The sequence below is a fragment of the Solirubrum puertoriconensis genome (genome assembly GCF_001483135.1).
GTDB classification, from domain to species: domain Bacteria; phylum Bacteroidota; class Bacteroidia; order Cytophagales; family Hymenobacteraceae; genus Solirubrum; species Solirubrum puertoriconensis.
On record NZ_LNAL01000006.1, the window covers coordinates 77,727 to 98,451 of the forward strand.

The window sequence follows — 20,725 nt, forward strand, 5'->3', positions numbered from 1 at the left end:
GCCAAACCCACGCTTTGTTGGGTGGTTACTGACTACCAACTACCCAATACCAACTACCTTTGTGGTATGGATACTCTCCTGACCTTACCCGTAATACAACCCGAAGCGGCTGCCCCGGCCAAGCCCCGCAAGCCCGATTGGCTGCGCGTGAAGCTGCCCGTAGGCGAATCGTACGCCAACGTGCGCCGCCTCGTGGACGAACATAAGCTGCATACCATCTGCGAAAGCGGTAACTGCCCCAACATGGGCGAGTGCTGGGGTGCCGGCACCGCCACGTTCATGATTCTGGGCAACATCTGCACGCGCTCGTGCTCGTTTTGCGCGGTGGCCACGGGCCGCCCCACCGAGTACGACCTCGATGAGCCCCGCCGCGTAGCCGAGGCCATTAAGCTGATGGGCGTGAAGCACGCCGTAATTACCTCCGTAAACCGCGACGAACTGAAAGACCGCGGCGCCAGCGTGTGGTACGAAACGGTGGTGCAAACCAAGCAGCTTTCGCCCGAAACCACCATCGAAACGCTCATCCCCGACGTGAAAGCCAACTGGGATGCGCTGCACACCATGATTGCCGGCGGCCAGGAGGTGGTGTCGCACAACATGGAAACCGTGGGCAGCCTCTACCGCTTAGTGCGCCCCCAAGCCAAATACGACCGCAGCCTGGAGCAAATTCGCCGTACCAAGGATGCCGGCAAGCGCACCAAATCGGGCATTATGCTGGGCCTGGGCGAAACCAAGGACGAGATGTACAAGGCCATGGACGACCTCGTAGCCAATGGCCTTGATATCCTAACCCTGGGTCAGTACCTGCAGCCTACCAAGCGCCACATTGAGGTAGCCGAGTTCATCCACCCCGATTTGTTTGCGCACTACCGCGAAGAGGGCTTGCGCCGCGGCCTGAAGTACGTAGAGAGCGGCCCGCTGGTGCGCTCGAGCTACCACGCCGAGCGCCACGTAAACGTGCCGATTTAAGTTTCTGGGTAACTCCATACGTGATGCAAGCAAAAGCCCCGCTCCTCGGCCGAGGAGCGGGGCTTTTGCTTGCGGTGGGTTTCGCTAGCGTACTACGCGCAACACTTGCTGCTTGCCATCGGCCGCGACAAGGCGCAGCAGATACGAGCCGGGCTTGAGCGCGCCTAGGTCTTCCAGCGTTACGGTTTGGGCGGCAGGTGCCAGCGCCGTGGTGCGCACCGTACGACCTAGGGCATCGAGCAGCTCTACCGTGGCTGCCATACGTAAGGGACGCTCTAGGCGCACTTGCAAGCGGTTGCCGAAGGGCACCGGATAGGCCGCCACGCCCAGGTCGGCAGTGCGGGGTGCTTGCGCCGAAAGCACCGTGAACTCGTAGGCGCCTAGGTCGGGGGTGGTGCTGTGCCGCAAGGTGCCCATAACATCGGAGGTTACCTCGGCTAGCGCAACGCCTTTGCCTTTGAGCAAGCCGCTGGTAGGGCGCAAATCGGTGGCCGATACAAACCTGGGGTTTTCGCCGAGGCTGTTGGCATCTTGGCTGGTAGCGGTGCGCCACTCGGGCAAGGCAGCGTGCTCGAAAGTAGTGGTGCGGCCTACAAACCCGCCGGTGCTGTTGGCCAAGTGCAGGTTGTTGTAATCGACCACCGAGCCCGTACTGCCCGCCGTGCTCGTGAGGAAGTACAGCACGTAATGCTTGCCCGAGGTCTGTGCGCCCGTGAGGTTGGCGAAGATGTTGTTCCGGATGTCAACCTTGCCGCCCGCAGCAGCCGAACCACTCGATTCGAAAGCCGCGCTGATGAATTTCGCGTCGGTGCCGGCATCAACCTGCACGGTGTTGTGCCACAAGGCAATCTTGGTGTCGGCGTTAGAGCCGGTAGTGGTCACGTGAATGCCGCGCAGCAGCCGGTTGGCTGGCGTGGTGGTAGCGTTGAAATCGCGCGCAATGCCCGAAATCACGTTGTTGTAGATGTAAACCGCCTGCGTGCCCGCGGTGTGCGGCGCTACGGCCAAGCCGTTGGCCGAGATGGTAGTGGAGGTGCTGGTAGCGCTGGCAAAGCGCACATCCAAGATACGGTTGTTGTAGAGGCGGCTGGCTGCGGCATTGGTACCCTGCAGGCCTAGGGCCTGAATACCGTATACCGCTGCGTTGCTCGAGTGTACGCCCCGGATCAGGTTGTCGTACACGAGCGCGTGGTATTGGTTCTCTAGCTGAATGCCGTAGCTCAGCGTGGCATTGCCGATGTCGCCGGGTGTGCCGTTGCCTACCTGCACGTTGGCTACCTCGTTATCCATGTCGGGGTAGGCGGTTTCGGCGCCCAGCAGCCACACGCCGCTGTTGGCATTGCTGATCTTCAGATTGTGGTAGTGGTTGCCGATGTTTACGCCCGTGCCCGCCGTGGGAGCACCAGCGCCGTAATTTGCGCCCGTGCCTTGTAGCAGCCCCACCGAGTTGATGGCGCGGTTAAGCGTAATGTTGGCGTTGCGAATGATGTTGCCCTGCGTACCATTGGTAGGAGAGACATTGCGCACGCGGTAGCCGTAAAGCGGGCCGTTGCCAGTGCCGGCTTGCACGTCGAGCCCGTCAAACGTAACGTAATCGGCACCGGCTAAGTCGATTGCCGCAGCACCGGTGTTTAATTGCACTACCGGGTTGGCACCGGTGCCCGCCTTGCGGAACACAATGCGCGCCGTGGCGCTGCCGCTGGCCTGCAGGGGCGGCAAGGCTTCGCTGAAGACTTGCCCTGCAGCTACGTCGAAGGTTATGGCACCTGCTGCGCCTGCTTGGTTCAGCCGCTCGAAAGCAGCCCGCAGCGAGGCGAAGTTGGTGGCGCTGATGGGCAGCGAATTGTCGATGGTGTAGGTACCGGCCGCCAGCGGCTGTACCGTGCTGGCTGTAAGCACCACGTTGTCGATGGCTGCTGGCATTTGACTGCCCGAAGACGAGTTGTTGCTCCAGGTAAAAATCAGGCGGCGCGTGGTGCCGGCTAACGCAGCACCGCCGGGCAGAGGCAGCGTAAGGCGAGCGTAGCTATTCTGTTGGCTGAGCGGGGCCGTGGTTACTAGTACCGCATTGGCGCTGGCCGGTGGCTGAGCTCCGGCAGTGGGCGTAAAGTCTTCGGGAGCCAGGTACACGCGTAGCACGTCGTTGGGAGCCACATCGCCCTGGTTTTTCCAGTCGAAGGAAAGCTCGAACACGTTGTTGCCGGCAGGCAGCGCTACGGTACGGTACAAGTGCGATACCGACGTGGTGCTGAGGTCGTACTCGTGCGTGGTGCCGTTGTCTTTGGTTATAAAGGCCGCTTTGCTACCCGCAGTAGTAGGGCCGTTGCCGGGCACGCTGCCGGCAAACCACTTGTTGGCAATGGCGTTGGCAGCCGTAAAGGAGCCAAAGTCGGCGCCTTCAAAGTCCTCGGAAAATACGGTGGTTTGAGCATGCGCCGCTAGTGGAAAAAGCAAGCCGAGCAGCGGCAGCCATAAGCGCCGGGTTGGTAGATATGTTGTCATGCAGGGTAGGGAAGCGCAGATTAGTCAAGAGTAATCAGCGCAAATTAGCCTTTTTACTGCCCAGCTTCGCTGCTGCCGATGGTACAATGCTGTATTACCTGTGCGCCCTAGGTGCCCAATGCGGGTACCGGCTAAGGCACAAAAAAAGCCCCGCCGGTGGTGGCGGGGCTTTTCAAAAGTTACGTGGTGTGCTTACGCTTAGCGGCGAGCGGTGTTATCGGTAGGAGGGTAGGTGCCCAGCACACCCGAAACGATGCGGTTCACTTCCTCATCCGACAGGTTCTGCTCGTCTACCTGGCTTTGGCCGTAGCCACGCCATACCAGCTCTTTGCGCTTGGCATCCACGATATCGATGATAACGTTGCCGGCCTTGTACTCCACTACAGGCTGCTGATACAGGCCGCGGTTCCAGCCGTAGCCCCAGTACGGATACCAGCCGTAAGGGCCGTACGGTACGGCCGTGTTGGTGCGCTGCTTATCCTCTACGCGCGCCGAGTAGGCCACGTACACGTCGGGGTTCTTCTCCACCTTCGCCATGCCTTTGCGTACCATCTCGGCTTCTACCGAGCGGCGCATGCGCTTGTCGAAGAACGAGTTGTATCCTTGAGCAGGGCCGCCTTCAGCGTCGGAGGGTTGCTGGGGGTACCACGCCCACGTTTTGTAGTTGCGGAAGTTAACGGCATGATCGAAGTCGGAGGTGACGCCTACACGCGGAATGGAGGCACAGCCAGCCGAGCCCAACAGCAGGGCAAGCCCAACAGCAGCCAGCGCCGCCGGACGGATGAACAATTGAGTGATGGATTTCATAAGAAGGTGCATAGTGAAACGCGCTCAAAACCGCCGCTGCGTACTGCGTTGGCCCATTTTGCTGGCGCATTAGTATAACACCTAGGGTAGGGCGTACGTTCCCCATTATTGTATATCCCGAAGAATGTAGTAGAATAAAAAGACAGGAATATTTTGATATAATACTGACGAGTTACATATTGTAGCACAGCTCTGTTTCCCCAAAATCCTACCCATGATCCGCCTATTGTTTGCTGCGCTCCTGCTGACGCTCGGGGCCTGCGCCACCGCCAAAGACGATGTGGCTAAAATCCCAACGCTGCTGCCGGTAGCCATCGACCGCACCACCGGCACTACCTGCGGCCTCTACAGCCAAGCCTCTACCCAGTCCGAAATGCTGGCCATGGTTGATGAAGGCGCCAAGGTTCAAGTGCTCGATTCGGCCAATGCCCACTTTGTGCGCGCCCGCATGAGCAAGGACGGCAAAACCCTCACGGGCTTTATGTACAAAGCCTGCCTAGGTAAGTAAAGTATTTATGTGGGCGCCGCTCGCCAGGCATTTTTTCACTTTTCGGCACCCAATCAATTTACTATCTTCCTGACATAATTCAGTTATATGAAAAAAGCTCTACTGTTCTGTTCCCTCGTAGCCCTAGGTGCCTGCAGCGCCGCCAAAGATGATGGCAGCTCGGCATCGCGTGGCAACCGCACACCCGTAGCACACAACACCGTAGTAGAATGCGCCCTCTACGACGGCATGAAGAAGGAAGCCACGCAACTGATGACGGTGGCTTCGGGCATGGAAGTACAAGTGATGGATACCGTCGATACGTACTTTGTAAAGGCCCGCGTTACCAACCCCGCCGGCGAAGCGCAGGTGGGTTACATGTACCGCTCTTGCTTTAGCCGCTAACCCTAGGTGCCTCGCAACAAAAAGGCCCGCTGCCATCTGGCAGCGGGCCTTTTTGTTGGTAGTTAGTACTCAGTATTTGGTAGTGGGCACTCAGCTCTGCTCAATCAGTACCAAGTGCCCACAACCGTTTACCGGTTAGTACGACGGACCTTTGTCGGTGGGCACAAGGTGCTCCTCCTGGTCGGCGTAGGCCTCGATGGGCGTGCAGGCGCAAATCAGATTCCGGTCGCCGTAAGCCGAGTCGATGCGCGACACGGTGGGCCAGAACTTGAAGCGACGGGCAAAGTCGGTGGGGTAGGCAGCCTGCTCGCGGGTGTAGGGGCGCGTCCACTCTTCGTGCAGCAGTACGGCCGCGGTGTGCGGGGCGTGCTTCAGCACGTTCTCCTTGGCATCGGCGTGGCCATCTTCCACGGCCCGAATCTCCTCGCGGATCTTGATCATGGCCTCGCAGAAGCGGTCCAGCTCCTCCTTGCTTTCCGACTCGGTCGGCTCCACCATCAGCGTGCCCGCTACCGGGAACGATACGGTGGGCGCGTGGTAGCCGTAGTCCATCAGGCGCTTGGCAATGTCCTCTACCTCAATGCCGGCTTTCTTGAACTGGCGGCAGTCGAGGATCATTTCGTGGGCGCAACGGCCGTGGGCACCGGTGTACAGCACGGGGTAGTGCTCCTCCAGGCGAGCCTTGATGTAGTTGGCGTTCAGGATAGCCGTTTCGGTGGCCGCCTTCAGCCCTTCGCCGCCCATCATGGCAATGTAGGCGTACGAAATGGGCAGAATGCTAGCCGAGCCCCACGGAGCCGCCGAAACCGCGCCTTCGGTGCGGCCGTCGGCGTCTACCAGCACGTGGCCGGGCAGGTACGGAGCCAAGTCGGCCACTACACCGATGGGGCCTACGCCGGGGCCGCCGCCACCGTGCGGAATGCAGAAGGTTTTGTGCAGGTTCAGGTGGCACACGTCGGCACCGATGTTGGCCGGCGACGTCAGGCCCACCTGGGCGTTCATGTTGGCGCCGTCCATGTACACGCGGCCGCCGTGCTCGTGAATCAGGTTGCAGATGTCGATGATGCTCTCCTCGTACACGCCGTGCGTGCTGGGGTAGGTTACCATCAGGCAGCTCAACTTATCCGAATACTGCTCGGCCTTAGCCTTGAGGTCGTCGAGGTCGATTTCGCCGCGCTCGGTGCTCTTCACCACCACGATCTGCATGCCCACCATGGCCGCCGAAGCGGGGTTGGTGCCGTGCGCCGAAGCCGGAATCAGAGCTACGTTGCGGTGATGGTCGCCGCGGGCGTCGTGGTAAGCCTTAATTACGAGCAGGCCAGCGTATTCGCCCTGTGCACCCGAGTTCGGCTGCAGCGAAACCGCATCGAAGCCGGTAACCTCGCATAGCCAGGCTTCCAGGTCTTTGAAGATCTGGGCGTAGCCTTGGGCTTGCTCGCGCGGCGCGAAGGGGTGCAATTGACCGATTTCGGGCCAGGTCACCGGAATCATCTCGGCGGTGGCGTTGAGCTTCATGGTGCACGAGCCCAGCGAAATCATCGAGTGCGTCAGCGAGAGGTCTTTGTTCTCGAGCTGCTTCATGTAGCGCAGCAGCTCGTGTTCCGAGTGATGCGTGTTGAACACCTCGTGCTTCAGGAACTCCGACGTGCGAATCAGGCCAGCGGGCCAAACCAGCTCGGCGTCGGCTGGTACTTCAACCGAAGCCGTTGCCTGCTTGCCCAGTACTTTGCCAAACGCACCTAGGATATCGGCTACGTCTTGCGGCTCGGCGTTCTGGTGCAGCGAAATGCCCACGTTGCTCTCGCCGAAGTAGCGTAGGTTGATGCCTACGGCTTCCAACTCGCGCTTCAGGGCCTGCTGCAGCTCGGCGCTTTCCAGCTTCAGCGAAACCGTGTCGAAGTAATTCTCAACCAGCAGCTCGGTGCCCAGGCCGCGCAGGCCCTCGGCCAGCTGGCGGGTGAGCAGGTGCACGTTGGTAGCAATTTGCTTCAGGCGCTCGGGACCGTGGTACACGGCGTACATGCCGGCAATAACGGCCAGCAGCACCTGCGCGGTGCAAATGTTAGAGGTAGCCTTTTCGCGACGGATGTGCTGCTCGCGGGTTTGCAGGGCCATGCGGTAAGCACGGTTGCCGGTAGCATCCACGCTCTGGCCGATGATACGACCCGGAATTACGCGCTTGTAGGCGTCTTTGGTGGCGAAGTAGCCGGCGTGCGGGCCACCGTAACCCATCGGTACGCCAAAGCGCTGCGAGTTGCCTACCACGGCGTCGGCACCCATCTCGCCGGGCGAGGTGAGCAGCGTGAGGGCCAGCAGGTCGGCCGCTACGGCCACAAACTGGCCGCGCTCGTGCGCTTGGGCAATAAAGTCGGTGTAGTCGAACACCTCACCGTCGGCGGCGGGGTACTGCACCAGCGCACCGAAGATGCCCTCATCGGAGAGGTCGGCAGTGCGGTGGTCGCCCACGATCAGCTCGATACCTAGGGGCGTGGCGCGGGTGCGCAGCACGTCGAGGGTTTGGGGCAGCACCTGCTCCGACACGAAGAACTTGTTGGCGTTCTTCTTTTTGGTGAGGCCATGGAACATGTTCATGGCTTCGGCGGCGGCGGTGCCCTCGTCGAGCAACGAGGCGTTGGCAATTTCGAGGCCCGTCAGCTCAATCACCATGGTTTGGTAGTTGATGAGGGCTTCGAGGCGGCCTTGCGCAATTTCGGCCTGGTAGGGCGTGTAAGCCGTGTACCAGCCAGGGTTTTCCATGATGTTGCGCAGAATTACCGGCGGCATCTGGTTGTCGTGGTAACCCAGGCCAATAAAGGAGCGGAACACTTTGTTTTGGCCGGCAATCTGCTTGAACTTCTGCAGAAACTGGCGCTCGGTGAGAGCCGCGGGCAGGTTCAGCTCGCGCTTCAGCCGGATGCGGGCCGGTACGGTTTCATTGATGAGCTGATCCACCGACTCAACGCCGATGGTTTGCAGCATCTCGGCCACGGCCGCCGCGTCAGGACCGTTGTGGCGGTCAACGAACACGTCGGCGGGCTTGAAGGACAACTTCATACAGGGAAACAGATGGATGGCGGGAAATGGGACCTCGTTAGGCCCTAACAAAGGTAGCTTGAAATGGATTGCCCCTTAAACCAAAAACCCGATGAAAATGTGCAAAATGAGGAAGCATGGGTTTGGGCCGAACGGTAAATGCGCGGGTGCACCAGCAAGGGGCCCCGCGCAAGCAGGCTACCTAGGGGGCTTGGCAGCGGGCAGTGCATGCGGCGCCGGGCAGCAGGGCTTGTAAGGGCAACAGGGCGTAGCGACGCATTTATGCCTGAAAACAATAGCTTTGCCGTTACCACCCACCCGTTCTGTTACTGCTATGCCACCCATCCGTTTAGGCCTTATCCGCGAAGGCAAAGTACCCGTCGACCGCCGCGTGCCGCTTACCCCCAAGAAGTGCGTAGAGGTGCAGCACACCTGGCCCCACGTGAAAGTGGTGGTGCAGAGCAGCGACATCCGCAGCTACGACGACCAAGAGTACCGCGACCTAGGCATTGAGGTGCAAGCCGACGTATCGGACTGCGATATTTTGATGGGCGTGAAGGAGGTGCCCGTGGCGCAGCTCATTCCGCACAAAACCTACCTGTTCTTCTCGCACACGGTAAAAAAGCAGCCGGCCAACCGCGAGCTGCTGCGCCAAGTGTTGCAGAAAGACATCACGCTTATCGACTACGAAATGCTCACCAACGCCGAGGCCGAGCGGATTGTGGCCTTTGGGCGCTGGGCTGGCATTGTAGGCGCCTACAACGGGCTGCTCACCTACGGCCGCAAGCACGGGTTGTACCAGCTTAAGCCTGCCTACCAGTGCACCGACCTAGGCGACATGCAGGAGGAGTACTTTAAGGTAAAGCGCCTGCCGCCCATCAAAATTGCCGTTACGGGCTCGGGCCGCGTAGCCAAGGGCGCTTTGGAAGTGCTCGATTGCATGGGCATCCGGCGCGTGAGCGTGTACGATTACCTCTACCACGATTTCGCGGAGCCGGTGTACACGCAGCTGCGCTCTTCTGATTACAACGCCCGCCTCGATGGCCGCGTGTGGGACACCCCCGATTTCCACCGCAACCCGCAGGAGTATAAGTCCACCTTCGACAAGTTTCTGCCCGTAACCGACTTACTGATTGCCTGCGCTTACTGGCACCCCACGGCACCTAGGCTGTTTTCGGAAGACGACACGCGCCGCCCCGACTTCCGCATCAATACCATTGCCGATGTTACCTGCGATGTCGACGGCTCGATACCGGTAACCAAGCGCAGCACCAGCATCCCCGATCCAGCTTTCGACTACAACCCCACCACCGGCGAGCTGGAGGCCGCGTACTCGCGCCCCGGCAACATCACGGTAATGGCGGTGGACAACCTGCCGTGCGAGCTGCCCCGCAACGCCTCGCGCGACTTCGGGCGGCAGCTTATTGATAATGTGTTCCCGCACCTGTTCGGCCCCGACCCTGATAAGGTAGTGGAGCGGGCAACCATTGCCGCCCACGGGCAGCTCGCTCCTAGGTTCGAGTACCTGCACGATTACGTGGGCGAAGACGTGCTAACCGGCGTGCACTAGCCCAACTAAACGCCAACAAAAAAGCCCGCTCGGCATTGCCAAGCGGGCTTCGTTGTGTTTTGACCTAGGCGGCTTACACGCCGCGCAGGATGGGGTACTTGGCCCGGACAAACATGTACAGGCCGTAGGCCACCAGGCCCAGTGCCACTACCAGCATAATGCCCGAGCCCATGCTGGCCAAAAAGTCGAAGGCGCCTTCGGTGCCTTGCGCTTCGTTGGCGTTGCTGTGCATGGCTGCCTGAATCAGGAAATAGCCCAGAATAGCCCACACAATGCCACGCGCCGTGTAGCCTAGTTGGCCCACGCGGTGTACCATGCGCTGCTGATTAGCCGGAATGCGGCTGGAGTTTACGTGCTTGGCAAACGAGCCGGAGTAAGCCCGCATCAGTTGGTAAATGCCAATGCCGATTACCGTCAGGCCAATAGCGCCTACCAGCCACTGCCCATACGATTGCTCGAGCAGGGTGGCTACAAACGACTGCCTAGAGTTGCCGCCACTGTTGGCTGAGGTATTTTCGAAAGCTGCTTTGCCGGCGATGTAGGCCAGCACGCCATAACCCAAAGCGCTGGCTGCATACGCAAGGCGCTTGCCCATGCCTTTGGCGTCGTTGCCGTGGCCCTCGGTGTCGCGAATGGCCTGCACCAAGCGCCAGATAACGTAGCCCGCCAGCCCCAGGGCTACAAGGCCCAGCAGCCAGCGGCCCATGGGCATGTCCTGAATGGTTTGCAGCACCTGCGTTTTGCTGGCGGTGCGGCCGCCTTCGGTACCGGTGGCCGCCATTACGGCCAGCACGCCAAGAACGGTGTACACAACACCTTTCGCGGCAAAGCCTAGGCGAGCCAGAGTACGGATGCCATCGGAGGGCGAAGCCGGAAGGTGAGTAGGAATATGAGACGCTAGAGTAGCCATGGTGTTTGGGTCGGAAAAGTGAACACCCTAGCATACGCATCAATTACGCCGAAAGGTTAGGGTACTACAGCTTATTGCTAAGCGCAAGCTGTGGCCGGAACACGGTGGCCCCTAATGCTTTAAGCGGGTAGTTCTCGGGCAGATCGAGCGTTACGACCGGCTTTTGCCGGAAGGCCGCGTGTTGCAGCAAGTCGTTGAGGTTGCCGCCCGGCGTGAGGTAGGGAATGAAAAATGAGTCGGCCAGATCGGCAATCAGTAGGTTGCGGATGTTGGCCGTGTCTTGGGTGATGGTGTGCACATCCTCGGCAAAGGGCGTGATGAACAGCAGGCGCCCGGCCGCAATCTGCATTTCGTACTCGAAGCGCGTGCTGGGCTGAATGCCGCGGGCCAGTGCATAAACCACAGGTTGCCACAAGCCCTGCAACAAATAGCGTAGCACCTTTTGCTCGAGCCTGGAGTGGAACCCCGACAGCACGCAGGTACCTAAGGAGCGCTGCTCGAGTGCCCACAGGTATACTTGGCGCTCAATGGCGCTTGGATAATCGCGCGAGCAGAGGAACGCGGTTTTAGGCAGTCGCAGCAGGGCTTTGTTGCCTAAGGTTAAAAATTGTTCTGCGCTGGTAATCATCGAGATACAAAACAAAATAAGGACGTATTTGGATGTGCATAGCGTGTGTTTATAGCAGTAGAAAGCCCCGCAGCAGCGCTGCGGGGCTAGGATTGGTAGCATGCAGGTAAAATTTCTTACGGCTGGGTGCAGTCGAGGTTGCTCCTACAAGCCCTGGGTAGCCAGCAGCAGCACCAGCGCGGCCTGCATGCCAATAGCCACGCCAAAGCCCGCAGCGGCCTTGCCCGTGCGCCGGGCTTGTGCCTGCTTGCGGTAGCCGCGGTAGTAATCGGCATCCTGAAGCAGCTCGGGGTGCGGGGCGTTTAGCTTTGCGGCCCCAGGGGGCGTAGCCGCTATGACAGTGCCGCTAGCCAAGCCCAACAGCGGGCCGGCCCCGAACGGGGCAATGGAAGTAGCTCCGAACGTAATCCAGAACGCTCCTTTGCTGGGCTTGTAATGTTTGCGCGCATCGGCCTGGCCTAGCTGGTAACGCTCCTTGGCCGATAAACCTACGAATTGGCTGCTGGCGGCCGCCTCGGGGCTACTGAGAACCGGTTCAGCTAGGTTGTGGCCCAGGGTGTCGGCTAACAAGAAAGCATCCAGCTCGGCATCCGAGAGCAGAGTTGCCTGGGCTGCAGAGCTGGCAACAGCTACAGTAACAGGCGTTGCGGCATCGTGATCAGCCGAAGAGCTTTGCGCAAACGAAGCAACGTGGCCGAGCAACAGGCCGACGAATAAGAGTACTGAACGGCGGAGCATACAGGGGCTTGGAAATAGTGTTTTGATGCTCCGAAAGTAGGCGCCCGCTCGGCTACACTGCCAACGAATAGTTGGCATAACCTGACTTTATAACACCTTGATATTTGATGTTAAGTGTTTGTTTACTAAAAAATTGATAGAGTATAAACTGACCTTGTAAACACGATATAGGTAAGGCTCGAGTCATTTTATGCATCTTTCATGCATGGATGATCTGCGCACCACCTTGGCTACTTTCTCGCCCGACGACCGCAAAGAGTTTTTGCGGTTTTTGCAGCGGCAACGACGCAAGGAAAAAGGCCGAAAAGATGCCCACCTGTGCGAGCTGCTCTGGCAAAAGCAGGAGTACGACACGCCCGAGCTGTTGCAGCATCTCTACCCCAACGAGCCCAACGCCGTGGCGTATTACGCCCTGCGCAAACGCCTGCTGCGGCAGGTAACCGATTTCTTGTTGCTCAAGCAGCGCGACCAGGACCTTACGGCAGCCTCCACCGTGCGCGGGCAGCTCAGCTTAGCGCAGTACCTCTTCGATAGCGGCATCGCACGCCTGGCCTGGAACATCCTGCGCAAAGCCGAAAAGCTGGCTGCCCAAAATGAGCAGTACGAACTGCTGAACACAGTGTACAACCTGCAGATTGAATACGCCCACAGCGAGCATGCCGAGCCCCTAGGTGAAATTTTGAAGCGACGTAACCGCAACAAGCCCGCCGCCGAGGAAGAAGAACGCGCTGCCATTGCCTACAGCCTAATGCGCCAGCGCCTGCGCGAGGCGCGCACCCACGGCCGCTCGGGCGCGGCTTTCGATCAGATAATACAGGATATCCTGCGCGAATACGACCTGCAGGAAGCCTTTGCCCGTCGGCCCTCGCTGTTGTACCGCCTGCTTAGCATTGCCCGCTCGGCCATGCTGGTGCGCCGCGATTTTGCGTCGTTCGAGCCGTTTGTACGCCGCTGCTACCACCTCATGGAAAAGCGCCACGGTTTTCAGGCCGCTCACCGCGAGTACCAGTTGGGGCTGCTCTACATGATTGCGCACGCGCTCTACCGCAACCGGCGCTTCACCGAGTCGGTGGAGTACCTAGGGCAGTTGCACCAGCTGCTGAGCACGGGCTCGCGCAGCCACCAGAACGAGTTTTACCCCCGGTATATCTTTCTGCTGGCCGCCAACCTGGCTTTTTTGCGCCGCAACGCCGAAAGCATTGCGCTGCTCGAGGAACTGCTGCGCACCCACCAGCTCAGCCCGCGCGACCACCTTACGGCTCGCCTGGGGTTGGGCTTTCATTACTTTGCCGAGGGGCAATACCAGCGCACCAACCAGGTACTGCTCACCATTGGCCGCTCCGACCACTGGTGCGAAGAAAAAATGGGCGTGGAGTGGCTGCTGAATAAGAACCTAGGCGAAATGCTGACGCAGCTTGAAATGGGCCACCACGATGTGGCGGCGCACCGCCTGCGGGCCATCGAGCGGTTGGTGCGCGACCGGTTTGGGGCCGATGGCGGCGCATACCGCTACGTGCTTAGCTACTTGGCTTTGGTGCGCGACATCATCGAGAACCCCACCGCGGCCCGGCAGCCGGCTTTTGCGGCCCGCGTGGCCGAAATGCCGCGTTTTCTGCCCCTCGAGCGCGAAGACCTGCAAGCCCTGAGCTTTTATGCCTGGCTGCGGGCGCGCATGATGAACCGGCCCTACTACGACGTGCTGGTAGAGCTTACGGCCCCGCAGCCAGCCGCCGCAATAGCCTAAAAAGCACAAGCGCCTGCTCCCGGGCTGGGAGCAGGCGCTTGGTATGCTAAGCAAGAAAATACTACTTCTTCTGAGTTTCGTCAACTACGCCGTTGGCGGGCTTGTTTTGTACGGTAGCGGTGTCGCCCTTCTCAGGAGCAACGGTGTTTTGGCCGTCGCCGTCGGGCGTTACTGCGTCAGCAGCGGCGTTGCCGGCCGCATCAGCAGCGTTCGAAGTGGCATCGGCCGCGCCCGAAGTAGCATTAGCAGCGTCGTTGGCTGCGCTTTCGGTCGTAGCTTCGGCGTTTTCTTGGGTTTTTTCGCTGCACGAAGTGGTAGCGAAAGCGGCGAAGGCAGCTACTGCCAGCAGGGTTTTAAAGGAGAATTTCATGATGTTTGGCTGTTTTAGGTGGACAAATCGAAGCTTGATACAGCATTCGTCGAAAGGTAACCCAGTGCTGCACCAACGTTTGGCAACCGGGCGGCGTAAAAGCGGCTTCGCTTACGTTTCTGCCCCACCGATGTTGCCTCACTTGCTCTCCTTTGTTTTGCGCAAAACCTGGGTTGGGGCGCTATTGGCTTGCTTGCTGAGTTGGCCTGCCGTTGGGCAATCGGGTGCCGCCAACGACGGCTTTCTGCGCCAAAACGGTACCACTTATGTAGTGCGTCATGGCCAATTGCGCCCCCTCTCCCGCGAAGTGCATCTGCCCAACGGCCGTACCGTTACGCCCGAGGGGTTTGTAATTGAACCCGATGGCAAGCGTCAGCCACTGGCCGAAGGGCAAGCCTGCGACCTGCAAGGTACCCTGCGCAGTGCCCGCCGCCAGCCCAACGGCACCTGGGCCGTGGTGGGCGGGCGTTCGGCACCTAGGGGCAGCCAAACCGTGAGCCTTGATGACGAAGGCCGTTGGGTGCCGCCGGGCGTGCGCAAAAAATGGCAGAAGCGCCGGGGCAAACGCAAAAAGCACGACGATTAATCAGCTTACCGCAGCTATTCGGCTACCTCATCGCCGTCTTCGTCGATGAAGAAGCTACGGCCATCTTGCCGTACGCGGGCGCGGCCATCCACAAAGTCGGTGGCTTGCTCGTAGCGGCCAAACGGCTCCAAGCTGCGCTCGGGGTCGGTAAGGTGCTTCGGCGTGATGAACGTGTACGTACCATTCAGCCGCACCCGTGCCAGCCCGTTGCGGAAGGGGTAAGCCTCCTGAAACAGCCGCGGATTGTCGGGCACGCCCGCATCAGGCCCACTGATGTAAAACCAGCCGCGGCGGTCGAGCACTGGGGCATAGCCCTCGGCAAAGTCGTAGGCATTGTAGAAATAGTGGCTGAACTCCTGGCCGTCCTCATCAATAAAGGTGTACAAATCGCCGACGCGCACTCGAGCATAGCCGCCGGCGTAGGCGTTCAGAGCATCGTAGGTGGGCGGCACTACCTCGGTACCGTCGGTATCCACAAAGCCAAAAGCACCGTCGCGCTCCACCACGGCCAAGCCTTCCTGAAACGGCTGCACCGAGCTGTACTTGGCTTCAACTACCGGCTCATCGCCCTTGGCAAAGCCCCAGCGGCCGTTGGCTTGGTAAGGCTCGGGCGCACTGCTGCTGAACAGCTTGCTGCCGAGCCATACCAGCAGCACAACCCCTAGGGCACCACCCAGCAGCTTCAGCAAGCCGGGCGTGAGGCGCGGGCCCAACCGCTCGCGCAAAGCCGCTACACTTAGGGCCAGCCGATCCGCGAATTGTCGGGCACCGGCCTTGGCGGCTGCACTATCAAAAGCCTTAGCCGCTTGGGGTGAGCTGGCAGGAGCCTGGGCCGGGCGAACGGGTGGGGGCGGAACTGCAGCCCTAGGTGGTGCTTGGGCAGGCTGCGGAGCAGGAGGCGGCACCGTAGGAGCAGTAGCCTCGGCCGCGGCTGGTGCAGCACTGGGCTGCTCAGCGGCGGTTGGGGCAGCCGGCGCTGGTGGAGCAGCCTGCGAGGGGACTGCCTGCAACCGCTGAATCAGCTGCTCCAAGGCCTGAATCTTGGAGTCGAGGTCGTGGTTGCGTTGCTGCCACTCCTGCTGCGACTGCCGCAGCGCGGCTTCCTCTTCCTCCTTGGCTTGGTTCTCGCGCGCCAGCCGCGCCTGCAGCTCGGCTGTGTTCGGGGCCGATTGGGCCTGAGCTTGCGCCAGTTGGTTGCGCAGCTGCGCCATGCTTTGCTCGCGGGCCGATTCGCGGGCTTCCAAGGCTCGCACTTGGTCGGCGAGTTGTTGTTGCAGCGCTGCTTGCTGCTGCTCCAGCTCGTGCTTGCGGTCTTCGGTTTGGGCGGCTAGCTCGTACGTGTCGGGCGAAAGCGAGTCGATGTCTTCGGCTCCAATCCACCGCCAAAGCTGCCGGGCCGAGTTTTGCATCAGCGAGCCAAACGAACGACGGTTGCCGTCGGCCCCGGTCCCCGCAGCCTGCCCAGCACCTAGGGCGCTGGGCAGGGCTTCGGCCAGGTGGCGGATGTCGGCGTCGGTCAGCTCAATTTCGGGAGTGGCCAACTGGGCTAGGCGCCGCGGCAGGCGGGCCACTTCGGGCAGCAGCTGAAACTGCCGGGCCTCCGGCGCTTCGGCCATGCTGGCCTCCACATCGGCGCCAAAACGTACGGAGCCAGTAGGCACCCACAATCCCGTTACGAACTGGCTGTTGATAGCATCGGGGGGCAACAGTGGGCCGATGAGCTTCAGCAGTGCCTCCCGCTGCTCCTGAAAAGCCACGTAAGGATTGATGGCCGAGCCAGTGGGTAGGGGTACCCCATCGAGCCGCCACCCGCTGGCCGCAAACGACGGAATACTTAGCTCGCCGGCGCCGGGGTGCAGCGTCAGCAGGGTTAGGCTGTGCGGGCGCACCAACAGCGCATCAACCAACGAGCCGTTGGGCAAGCGCAATGGCCCGGCCAGCAGGGCATCGGCCTGGCTGGTTTGGGCTGAAGCCCGAAGGGCATCCTGCACGGCTTCGAACAAAGCTTGCCGGGCCGAATCGGAAAAAGAAGCGGGCTGAAAAACGTGTAGCATAGAAAGCCACCGCAAATTGGTGGCGCGGAAAGGAATTGGCGGCCTCTGCCGGCCAACTTTTTGTATTCAGCCGAAGTATACGCAAGCGGTTGCCGTTTCTGTTTGTTTGATTTTCCAGCCCTCTTGTATGGATTCGCTTACGCCCACTCCCACTCACACGCCCGAATTTCAGGCACCGCTCGAAGTAACTGATGGCCAGCACTCCGCGCTTATCGATGATACCCTGGCCCTGCTCAACAACGGCGTGCCCACGCAAGCCGACCAATACGGCCTCACCGAAATCGGCCGGTGGACGGAAGTACTGCGGGCCAGCGAAAAAACCGGCCTCGCCAAAATCATTCAGGAGCTGACGTCTTTGCGCGAGCAGCTCACTTCCGACAGCATCGACTCGCACACCCTGGCCGAAACGCTGGCTACCCTAGGTGCCGAAACCAGCAAAGTAGCCGATGATGCCTCGAGCGGCTACGGCCCGCCGCTGGCCCAGCTGGGCAAGCTGCTCATTAAGCTTGGCTCGTCGCTGTCGCGCTAAGTTTCAGCCGGATCCGGTATATAATAGTGCTGCCCGCCGCGGCCGGTTCGTTCCGGCTGCGGCGGGCAGTGTATTTTTGCGGCCTATGGCAGCTGTTCCTACGCCCGATCTTACGCTCTACGACCCCTTTGTGCGCATGCAGTTGGTAGCGCCCAACTGCTTTTTGTGCGGTACCCCCGTCGACCCGGCCGTTGATAAAGTGCCGGTGTTTGCACCGTGGTTGCGCGAGCGTTACCAGCTAGGCAGCAAGCCCATCCAAATGCTCGACCAAAGCACCAGCAGTTTTGATGAGCTGAGCATCCCGTGCTGCGCCAAATGCCACCACGAGCACGTAAACGCGCTGGAAGCGCGCGTAGAGCAGGCCACCGCCGAAAGCCCGCAAGGCCTGCGGACGCTCGACGAGCAAACGCTGTTTTTGTGGTTGGGCAAGATGTTTTATGGCATCTTCGTGAACGAGCTGGCGCGCGAGCTGGAGCCCCTCATCAAACCGCGCTACCCACTGGCCGAAAACCGCACGCTGTTCAGCCGCTTCCGCTGCTTTTTTCAGGTGCTGCAGGCCTTGCGCGTACCCATGGAGTACGACGACTTTACGCCTGGCTCGGTGTTTTTGCTTGATGTGAACCTAGGGCCCGACGACGCGCCGTTTGCCTACGACGACGACCTCGCTACCATGGTGTTCAGCATTCGCCTCGGCAACGTGGCCGTGGTCAGCTGCGTGCTCGATAACGCCATGCTGCGCGACGTGATGGAGCGCGTTTACGCCGATGCGCAAACGCGGCCCTTGCACCCGGTGCAGTTGGCTGAATTTAAGGCGCGTGTGTACTACGGGGCTTACCTCATCAGTGCCATTCCGGAGTACTTCCCCCGCCCGGTAAAGCCTGGCGACGAAGTGCTCGTGATGGACACTTTCCTAGATGATGTAACCGGCTCGGTGTTCAACCCTTGGGATACCATGGCTTACGCCCAAACGCTCGAGGAGCTCTGGCTGCCCTGGCAAATAAGCCTGCGCGATATCTTGCGCGACCCTCGGCAGCCGCTTAGCTACCTCTACGATGAGGCTGGCAACCCGCGGGTGCTGACACAGTTTCCGGAATAATACACGCACTGCTTCAAGAAAATAGGAAGCAGCTAATTTTTGATAAGACGCTGCAAAGCCTAGCTAGGCATGAGCGGGCTTAAGCGGTGCAAACGGCTTAGCCGGCTTGCCACTGCGGGATTACCACCGGGCGCTTAGGCACCGGGCTAATGCGGACGTCCGTCCAACGGCCGTAAAAGTCTTCGTGCTTGGCCACGAGCAGATCGATGCCGTGCTTAAAGCGACGATTCATCGTGTCGTGCACCACGTACACGCCATCAAGTTCGGGCGAAACGCCCCGAACCTGCACGGAATCGCCGAAGCGGAACGGGCCGCCCCACTTGTCGAGCAGGTCGCGCGAAAGGGCCATCCAGCGAATTTTGCTTGTGGCACGGCGTGGAATACGGGAATTATCGGCCGTTACGAGCGGATCCGAATCGGTTTGACGGGCTTCGGCCATGTACACGGTGGCCGTTACGCGGTATGTCGGCAGCTTACGAGGCGGTTTTTGGTAAGCCACAACGGCTGGCGTTGGTTTCACTTTCACCACGCGCGGTGCCAGGGGCGCAGTGGGCAAGTTCCGGGGGGCAAAATCTGAGGCGGAGGGGAAGAATAAATACAGGAGGAAAAGTGCGATAGACATCTCTTTAGGGTTCGTGCACTCCCTCTTTCACCTGGGGAGGTTAAGGTCCGGCCGACGCACGGCCAGAATTCATATGAGTAAGAAGGCGCAAATAGTGGCCTTGCTTGCCAGTGTCCATTGATGTTAAGGTATAGAATATAATTTGTTTAGTTTAAATTTTTATGTGTTAAATTATATAAATAGCTGCATTAGGTAGTCGAATAGGGGGCAGAGGTAGCTTAAACGGGAGCAACCTTGGAGGGTTATGGTAGAGGCTTGCAAGCTGCCCAACAAGCCATGAGTAAGGCAGCACACCAACAACTGAAAGGTTGCTACGTACCTGCACAACAAATGCTTGTACGCTTTGGGCTTTTGCCGCAATTCTTACCCAAATACCATGAAAAACATACACTTACCCAGCTTGACTGGAGTGTTGCGTTGCTTCCTAGGTGCGGCCGCCCTGACTATATCCCTGGCAGGTTGCTCCTCGCGCCAGCAGCCCGAAGAAACCGCCGCTCAGCAAAACGCGGATGGTACTAACCCGGCCACCGATGCGAAAGTTCCCGCCAGCTCGGCGCTTCAGGTAGTGGCCGAGTTTCAGGAGCCGCAGATTGTGGGCGTGGCCGTTACGCCTGATGGCCGCGTGTTCGGTGTATTTCCTAGATGGGACGACAACCCCGTTAACCCCATTGCCGAGGTAGGCCCCAACAACAGCGTTAAGCCATACCCAAACGCCAGTTGGTGCATGTGGAACGACTCGGTGAAGAACGAGCCTGCCAAGCACTGGATTTGCCCGCAGGCCGCCACCGTTGACCGCAACGGCATGCTGTGGGTGCTCGACCCCGCCGCACCCGGCCTGAAAACCGTGGTGAACGGCGGCGCCAAGCTGGTGAAGATTGACCCGAAGACAGATCAGGTGGTGCAAACCATCGTGTTCGACAAGCAAGCCGCACCCGAGAGGTCCTACCTCAACGACGTGCGCATCGACACCGACAACAACTACGCCTACATCACCGAATCGGCGCAGGGCGGCATTGTAGTAGTTGATCTGAAAACCCAAAAAGCGCGCCGCCTGCTTACCAACCACCCCTCCGTAAAGCCCGAGGATATTCGGCTGAACGTGGAGGGCAACCCCATGATCGACGCACAAGGCAAGCCCATGAAAATTGCTTCGGACGGCATTGCCCTTAGCCGCGACAATAAGCATCTGTACTACCAAGCTCTCACCGGACGCACACTCTATCGCATTCCTACAGCAGCCTTGCGCAACGCCGCTCTGTCCGAAACCCAGCTTGGCGAGCAGGTTGAAAACCTAGGGAAGACCACTGCCACCGATGGTATGGAAATTGATCAGGCGGGCAACGTGTACCTAACGGCTTTCGAGCAAAACGCCTTGGTGCGCCGTACGCCCGATGGCAAGGTGAGCGAATGGATCAAAGATCCACGCCTGCAATGGCCCGATACGTATTTTCTGATGCCCGACGGTACCATGTACGTCACCACTTCGGCCATTCACAAAACACCCACTTGGAACAAAGGCGTAAGCAAAAAAGACCAGCCCTACCGCATTCTAAAGACCTCGTTGCCGCAATAACCTAAACTGCGCAGTTACCTAGGGCCTGCTCAACCATGAGCAGGCCTTTTCGTTTACAATCGTTTATTATCGAGAATTGGAGGAGTCCTTTTCGCAGCTCCA

Annotated in this window: 18 protein-coding genes; 9 read left to right on the forward strand and 9 right to left on the reverse strand. The window is 59.7% G+C overall.

Annotation, left to right across the window (positions count from 1 at the left end; translation table 11 throughout):
• Positions 1-66: 66 nt before the first annotated feature.
• Complete coding sequence (gene lipA / locus ASU33_RS05220) at positions 67-969, forward strand: lipoyl synthase (RefSeq protein WP_059068969.1); 903 nt, start codon at positions 67-69, stop codon at positions 967-969.
• Between the two features lie 84 nt (positions 970-1,053).
• Here the strand turns inward: lipA and ASU33_RS05225 are convergent, their stop codons facing one another.
• Complete coding sequence (locus ASU33_RS05225) at positions 1,054-3,471, reverse strand: T9SS type A sorting domain-containing protein (protein WP_149867065.1); 2,418 nt, start codon at positions 3,469-3,471, stop codon at positions 1,054-1,056.
• A gap of 198 nt (positions 3,472-3,669) precedes the next feature.
• Positions 3,670-4,278 carry a DUF4136 domain-containing protein gene (locus ASU33_RS05230; protein WP_059068974.1) on the reverse strand — a complete coding sequence of 203 codons (609 nt, stop codon included), beginning with the start codon at positions 4,276-4,278 and terminating at the stop codon, positions 3,670-3,672.
• A 214-nt stretch (positions 4,279-4,492) separates the two neighbouring features.
• Here ASU33_RS05230 and ASU33_RS05235 point away from each other — a divergent pair, with 214 nt between their 5' ends.
• Positions 4,493-4,786: an SH3 domain-containing protein gene (locus ASU33_RS05235; RefSeq protein WP_059068976.1), complete on the forward strand. Its 294-nt coding sequence runs from the start codon at positions 4,493-4,495 to the stop codon at positions 4,784-4,786.
• Between the two features lie 87 nt (positions 4,787-4,873).
• Positions 4,874-5,170 (forward strand): hypothetical protein, encoded by a 297-nt coding sequence (locus ASU33_RS05240; protein WP_059068979.1) that lies wholly within the window; start codon positions 4,874-4,876, stop codon positions 5,168-5,170.
• A 135-nt stretch (positions 5,171-5,305) separates the two neighbouring features.
• Here the strand turns inward: ASU33_RS05240 and gcvP are convergent, their stop codons facing one another.
• Positions 5,306-8,224, reverse strand: a complete 2,919-nt coding sequence (gene gcvP, locus ASU33_RS05245) for an aminomethyl-transferring glycine dehydrogenase (RefSeq protein WP_059068981.1) — start codon at positions 8,222-8,224, stop codon at positions 5,306-5,308.
• A gap of 313 nt (positions 8,225-8,537) precedes the next feature.
• Between gcvP and ASU33_RS05250 the strand changes: the two genes are divergently transcribed.
• The gene (locus tag ASU33_RS05250; RefSeq protein WP_059068983.1) at positions 8,538-9,773 is read left to right on the forward strand and encodes an NAD(P)-dependent oxidoreductase; all 1,236 of its coding nucleotides are present in this window, start codon (positions 8,538-8,540) and stop codon (positions 9,771-9,773) included.
• Between the two features lie 73 nt (positions 9,774-9,846).
• Here ASU33_RS05250 and ASU33_RS05255 read toward each other — a convergent pair whose 3' ends face one another.
• The 3 genes from ASU33_RS05255 to ASU33_RS05265 form a co-directional block, all read right to left on the reverse strand.
• Positions 9,847-10,683 (reverse strand): DUF1206 domain-containing protein, encoded by an 837-nt coding sequence (locus ASU33_RS05255; protein WP_078062893.1) that lies wholly within the window; start codon positions 10,681-10,683, stop codon positions 9,847-9,849.
• A gap of 64 nt (positions 10,684-10,747) precedes the next feature.
• Positions 10,748-11,311 carry a hypothetical protein gene (locus ASU33_RS05260; protein ID WP_059068987.1) on the reverse strand — a complete coding sequence of 188 codons (564 nt, stop codon included), beginning with the start codon at positions 11,309-11,311 and terminating at the stop codon, positions 10,748-10,750.
• A 144-nt stretch (positions 11,312-11,455) separates the two neighbouring features.
• Positions 11,456-12,049 (reverse strand): hypothetical protein, encoded by a 594-nt coding sequence (locus ASU33_RS05265; protein ID WP_149867066.1) that lies wholly within the window; start codon positions 12,047-12,049, stop codon positions 11,456-11,458.
• Between the two features lie 205 nt (positions 12,050-12,254).
• On the opposite strand from ASU33_RS05265, the gene ASU33_RS05270 reads away from it, so the two are divergent.
• Positions 12,255-13,793 (forward strand): tetratricopeptide repeat protein, encoded by a 1,539-nt coding sequence (locus ASU33_RS05270; protein ID WP_059068991.1) that lies wholly within the window; start codon positions 12,255-12,257, stop codon positions 13,791-13,793.
• Positions 13,794-13,854: 61 nt separating this feature from the next.
• On the opposite strand, the gene ASU33_RS05275 is transcribed toward ASU33_RS05270, so the two are convergent.
• A complete protein-coding gene (locus ASU33_RS05275) occupies positions 13,855-14,163 on the reverse strand; it encodes a hypothetical protein (RefSeq protein ID WP_059068994.1) in 309 nt (102 codons plus the stop codon).
• Positions 14,164-14,293: 130 nt separating this feature from the next.
• On the opposite strand from ASU33_RS05275, the gene ASU33_RS05280 reads away from it, so the two are divergent.
• Positions 14,294-14,749, forward strand: coding sequence for a DUF6799 domain-containing protein (locus ASU33_RS05280; protein ID WP_059068996.1), 456 nt, complete (start codon positions 14,294-14,296; stop codon positions 14,747-14,749).
• Positions 14,750-14,763: 14 nt separating this feature from the next.
• Here ASU33_RS05280 and ASU33_RS05285 read toward each other — a convergent pair whose 3' ends face one another.
• Positions 14,764-16,803 carry a WG repeat-containing protein gene (locus ASU33_RS05285; RefSeq protein ID WP_059068998.1) on the reverse strand — a complete coding sequence of 680 codons (2,040 nt, stop codon included), beginning with the start codon at positions 16,801-16,803 and terminating at the stop codon, positions 14,764-14,766.
• Positions 16,804-16,930: 127 nt separating this feature from the next.
• Here ASU33_RS05285 and ASU33_RS05290 point away from each other — a divergent pair, with 127 nt between their 5' ends.
• Both ASU33_RS05290 and ASU33_RS05295 read left to right on the forward strand, forming a co-directional pair.
• On the forward strand, positions 16,931-17,332 hold the full coding sequence (locus tag ASU33_RS05290) for a hypothetical protein (RefSeq protein WP_059069000.1): 402 nt from the start codon (positions 16,931-16,933) through the stop codon (positions 17,330-17,332).
• Between the two features lie 85 nt (positions 17,333-17,417).
• Positions 17,418-18,428: a hypothetical protein gene (locus ASU33_RS05295; protein WP_059069002.1), complete on the forward strand. Its 1,011-nt coding sequence runs from the start codon at positions 17,418-17,420 to the stop codon at positions 18,426-18,428.
• Positions 18,429-18,525: 97 nt separating this feature from the next.
• Here the strand turns inward: ASU33_RS05295 and ASU33_RS05300 are convergent, their stop codons facing one another.
• Positions 18,526-18,984, reverse strand: coding sequence for an RlpA-like double-psi beta-barrel domain-containing protein (locus ASU33_RS05300; RefSeq protein ID WP_059069004.1), 459 nt, complete (start codon positions 18,982-18,984; stop codon positions 18,526-18,528).
• Positions 18,985-19,426: 442 nt separating this feature from the next.
• Between ASU33_RS05300 and ASU33_RS05305 the strand changes: the two genes are divergently transcribed.
• The gene (locus ASU33_RS05305) at positions 19,427-20,623 is read left to right on the forward strand and encodes an SMP-30/gluconolactonase/LRE family protein (RefSeq protein ID WP_059069006.1); all 1,197 of its coding nucleotides are present in this window, start codon (positions 19,427-19,429) and stop codon (positions 20,621-20,623) included.
• Positions 20,624-20,725 lie beyond the last annotated feature (102 nt).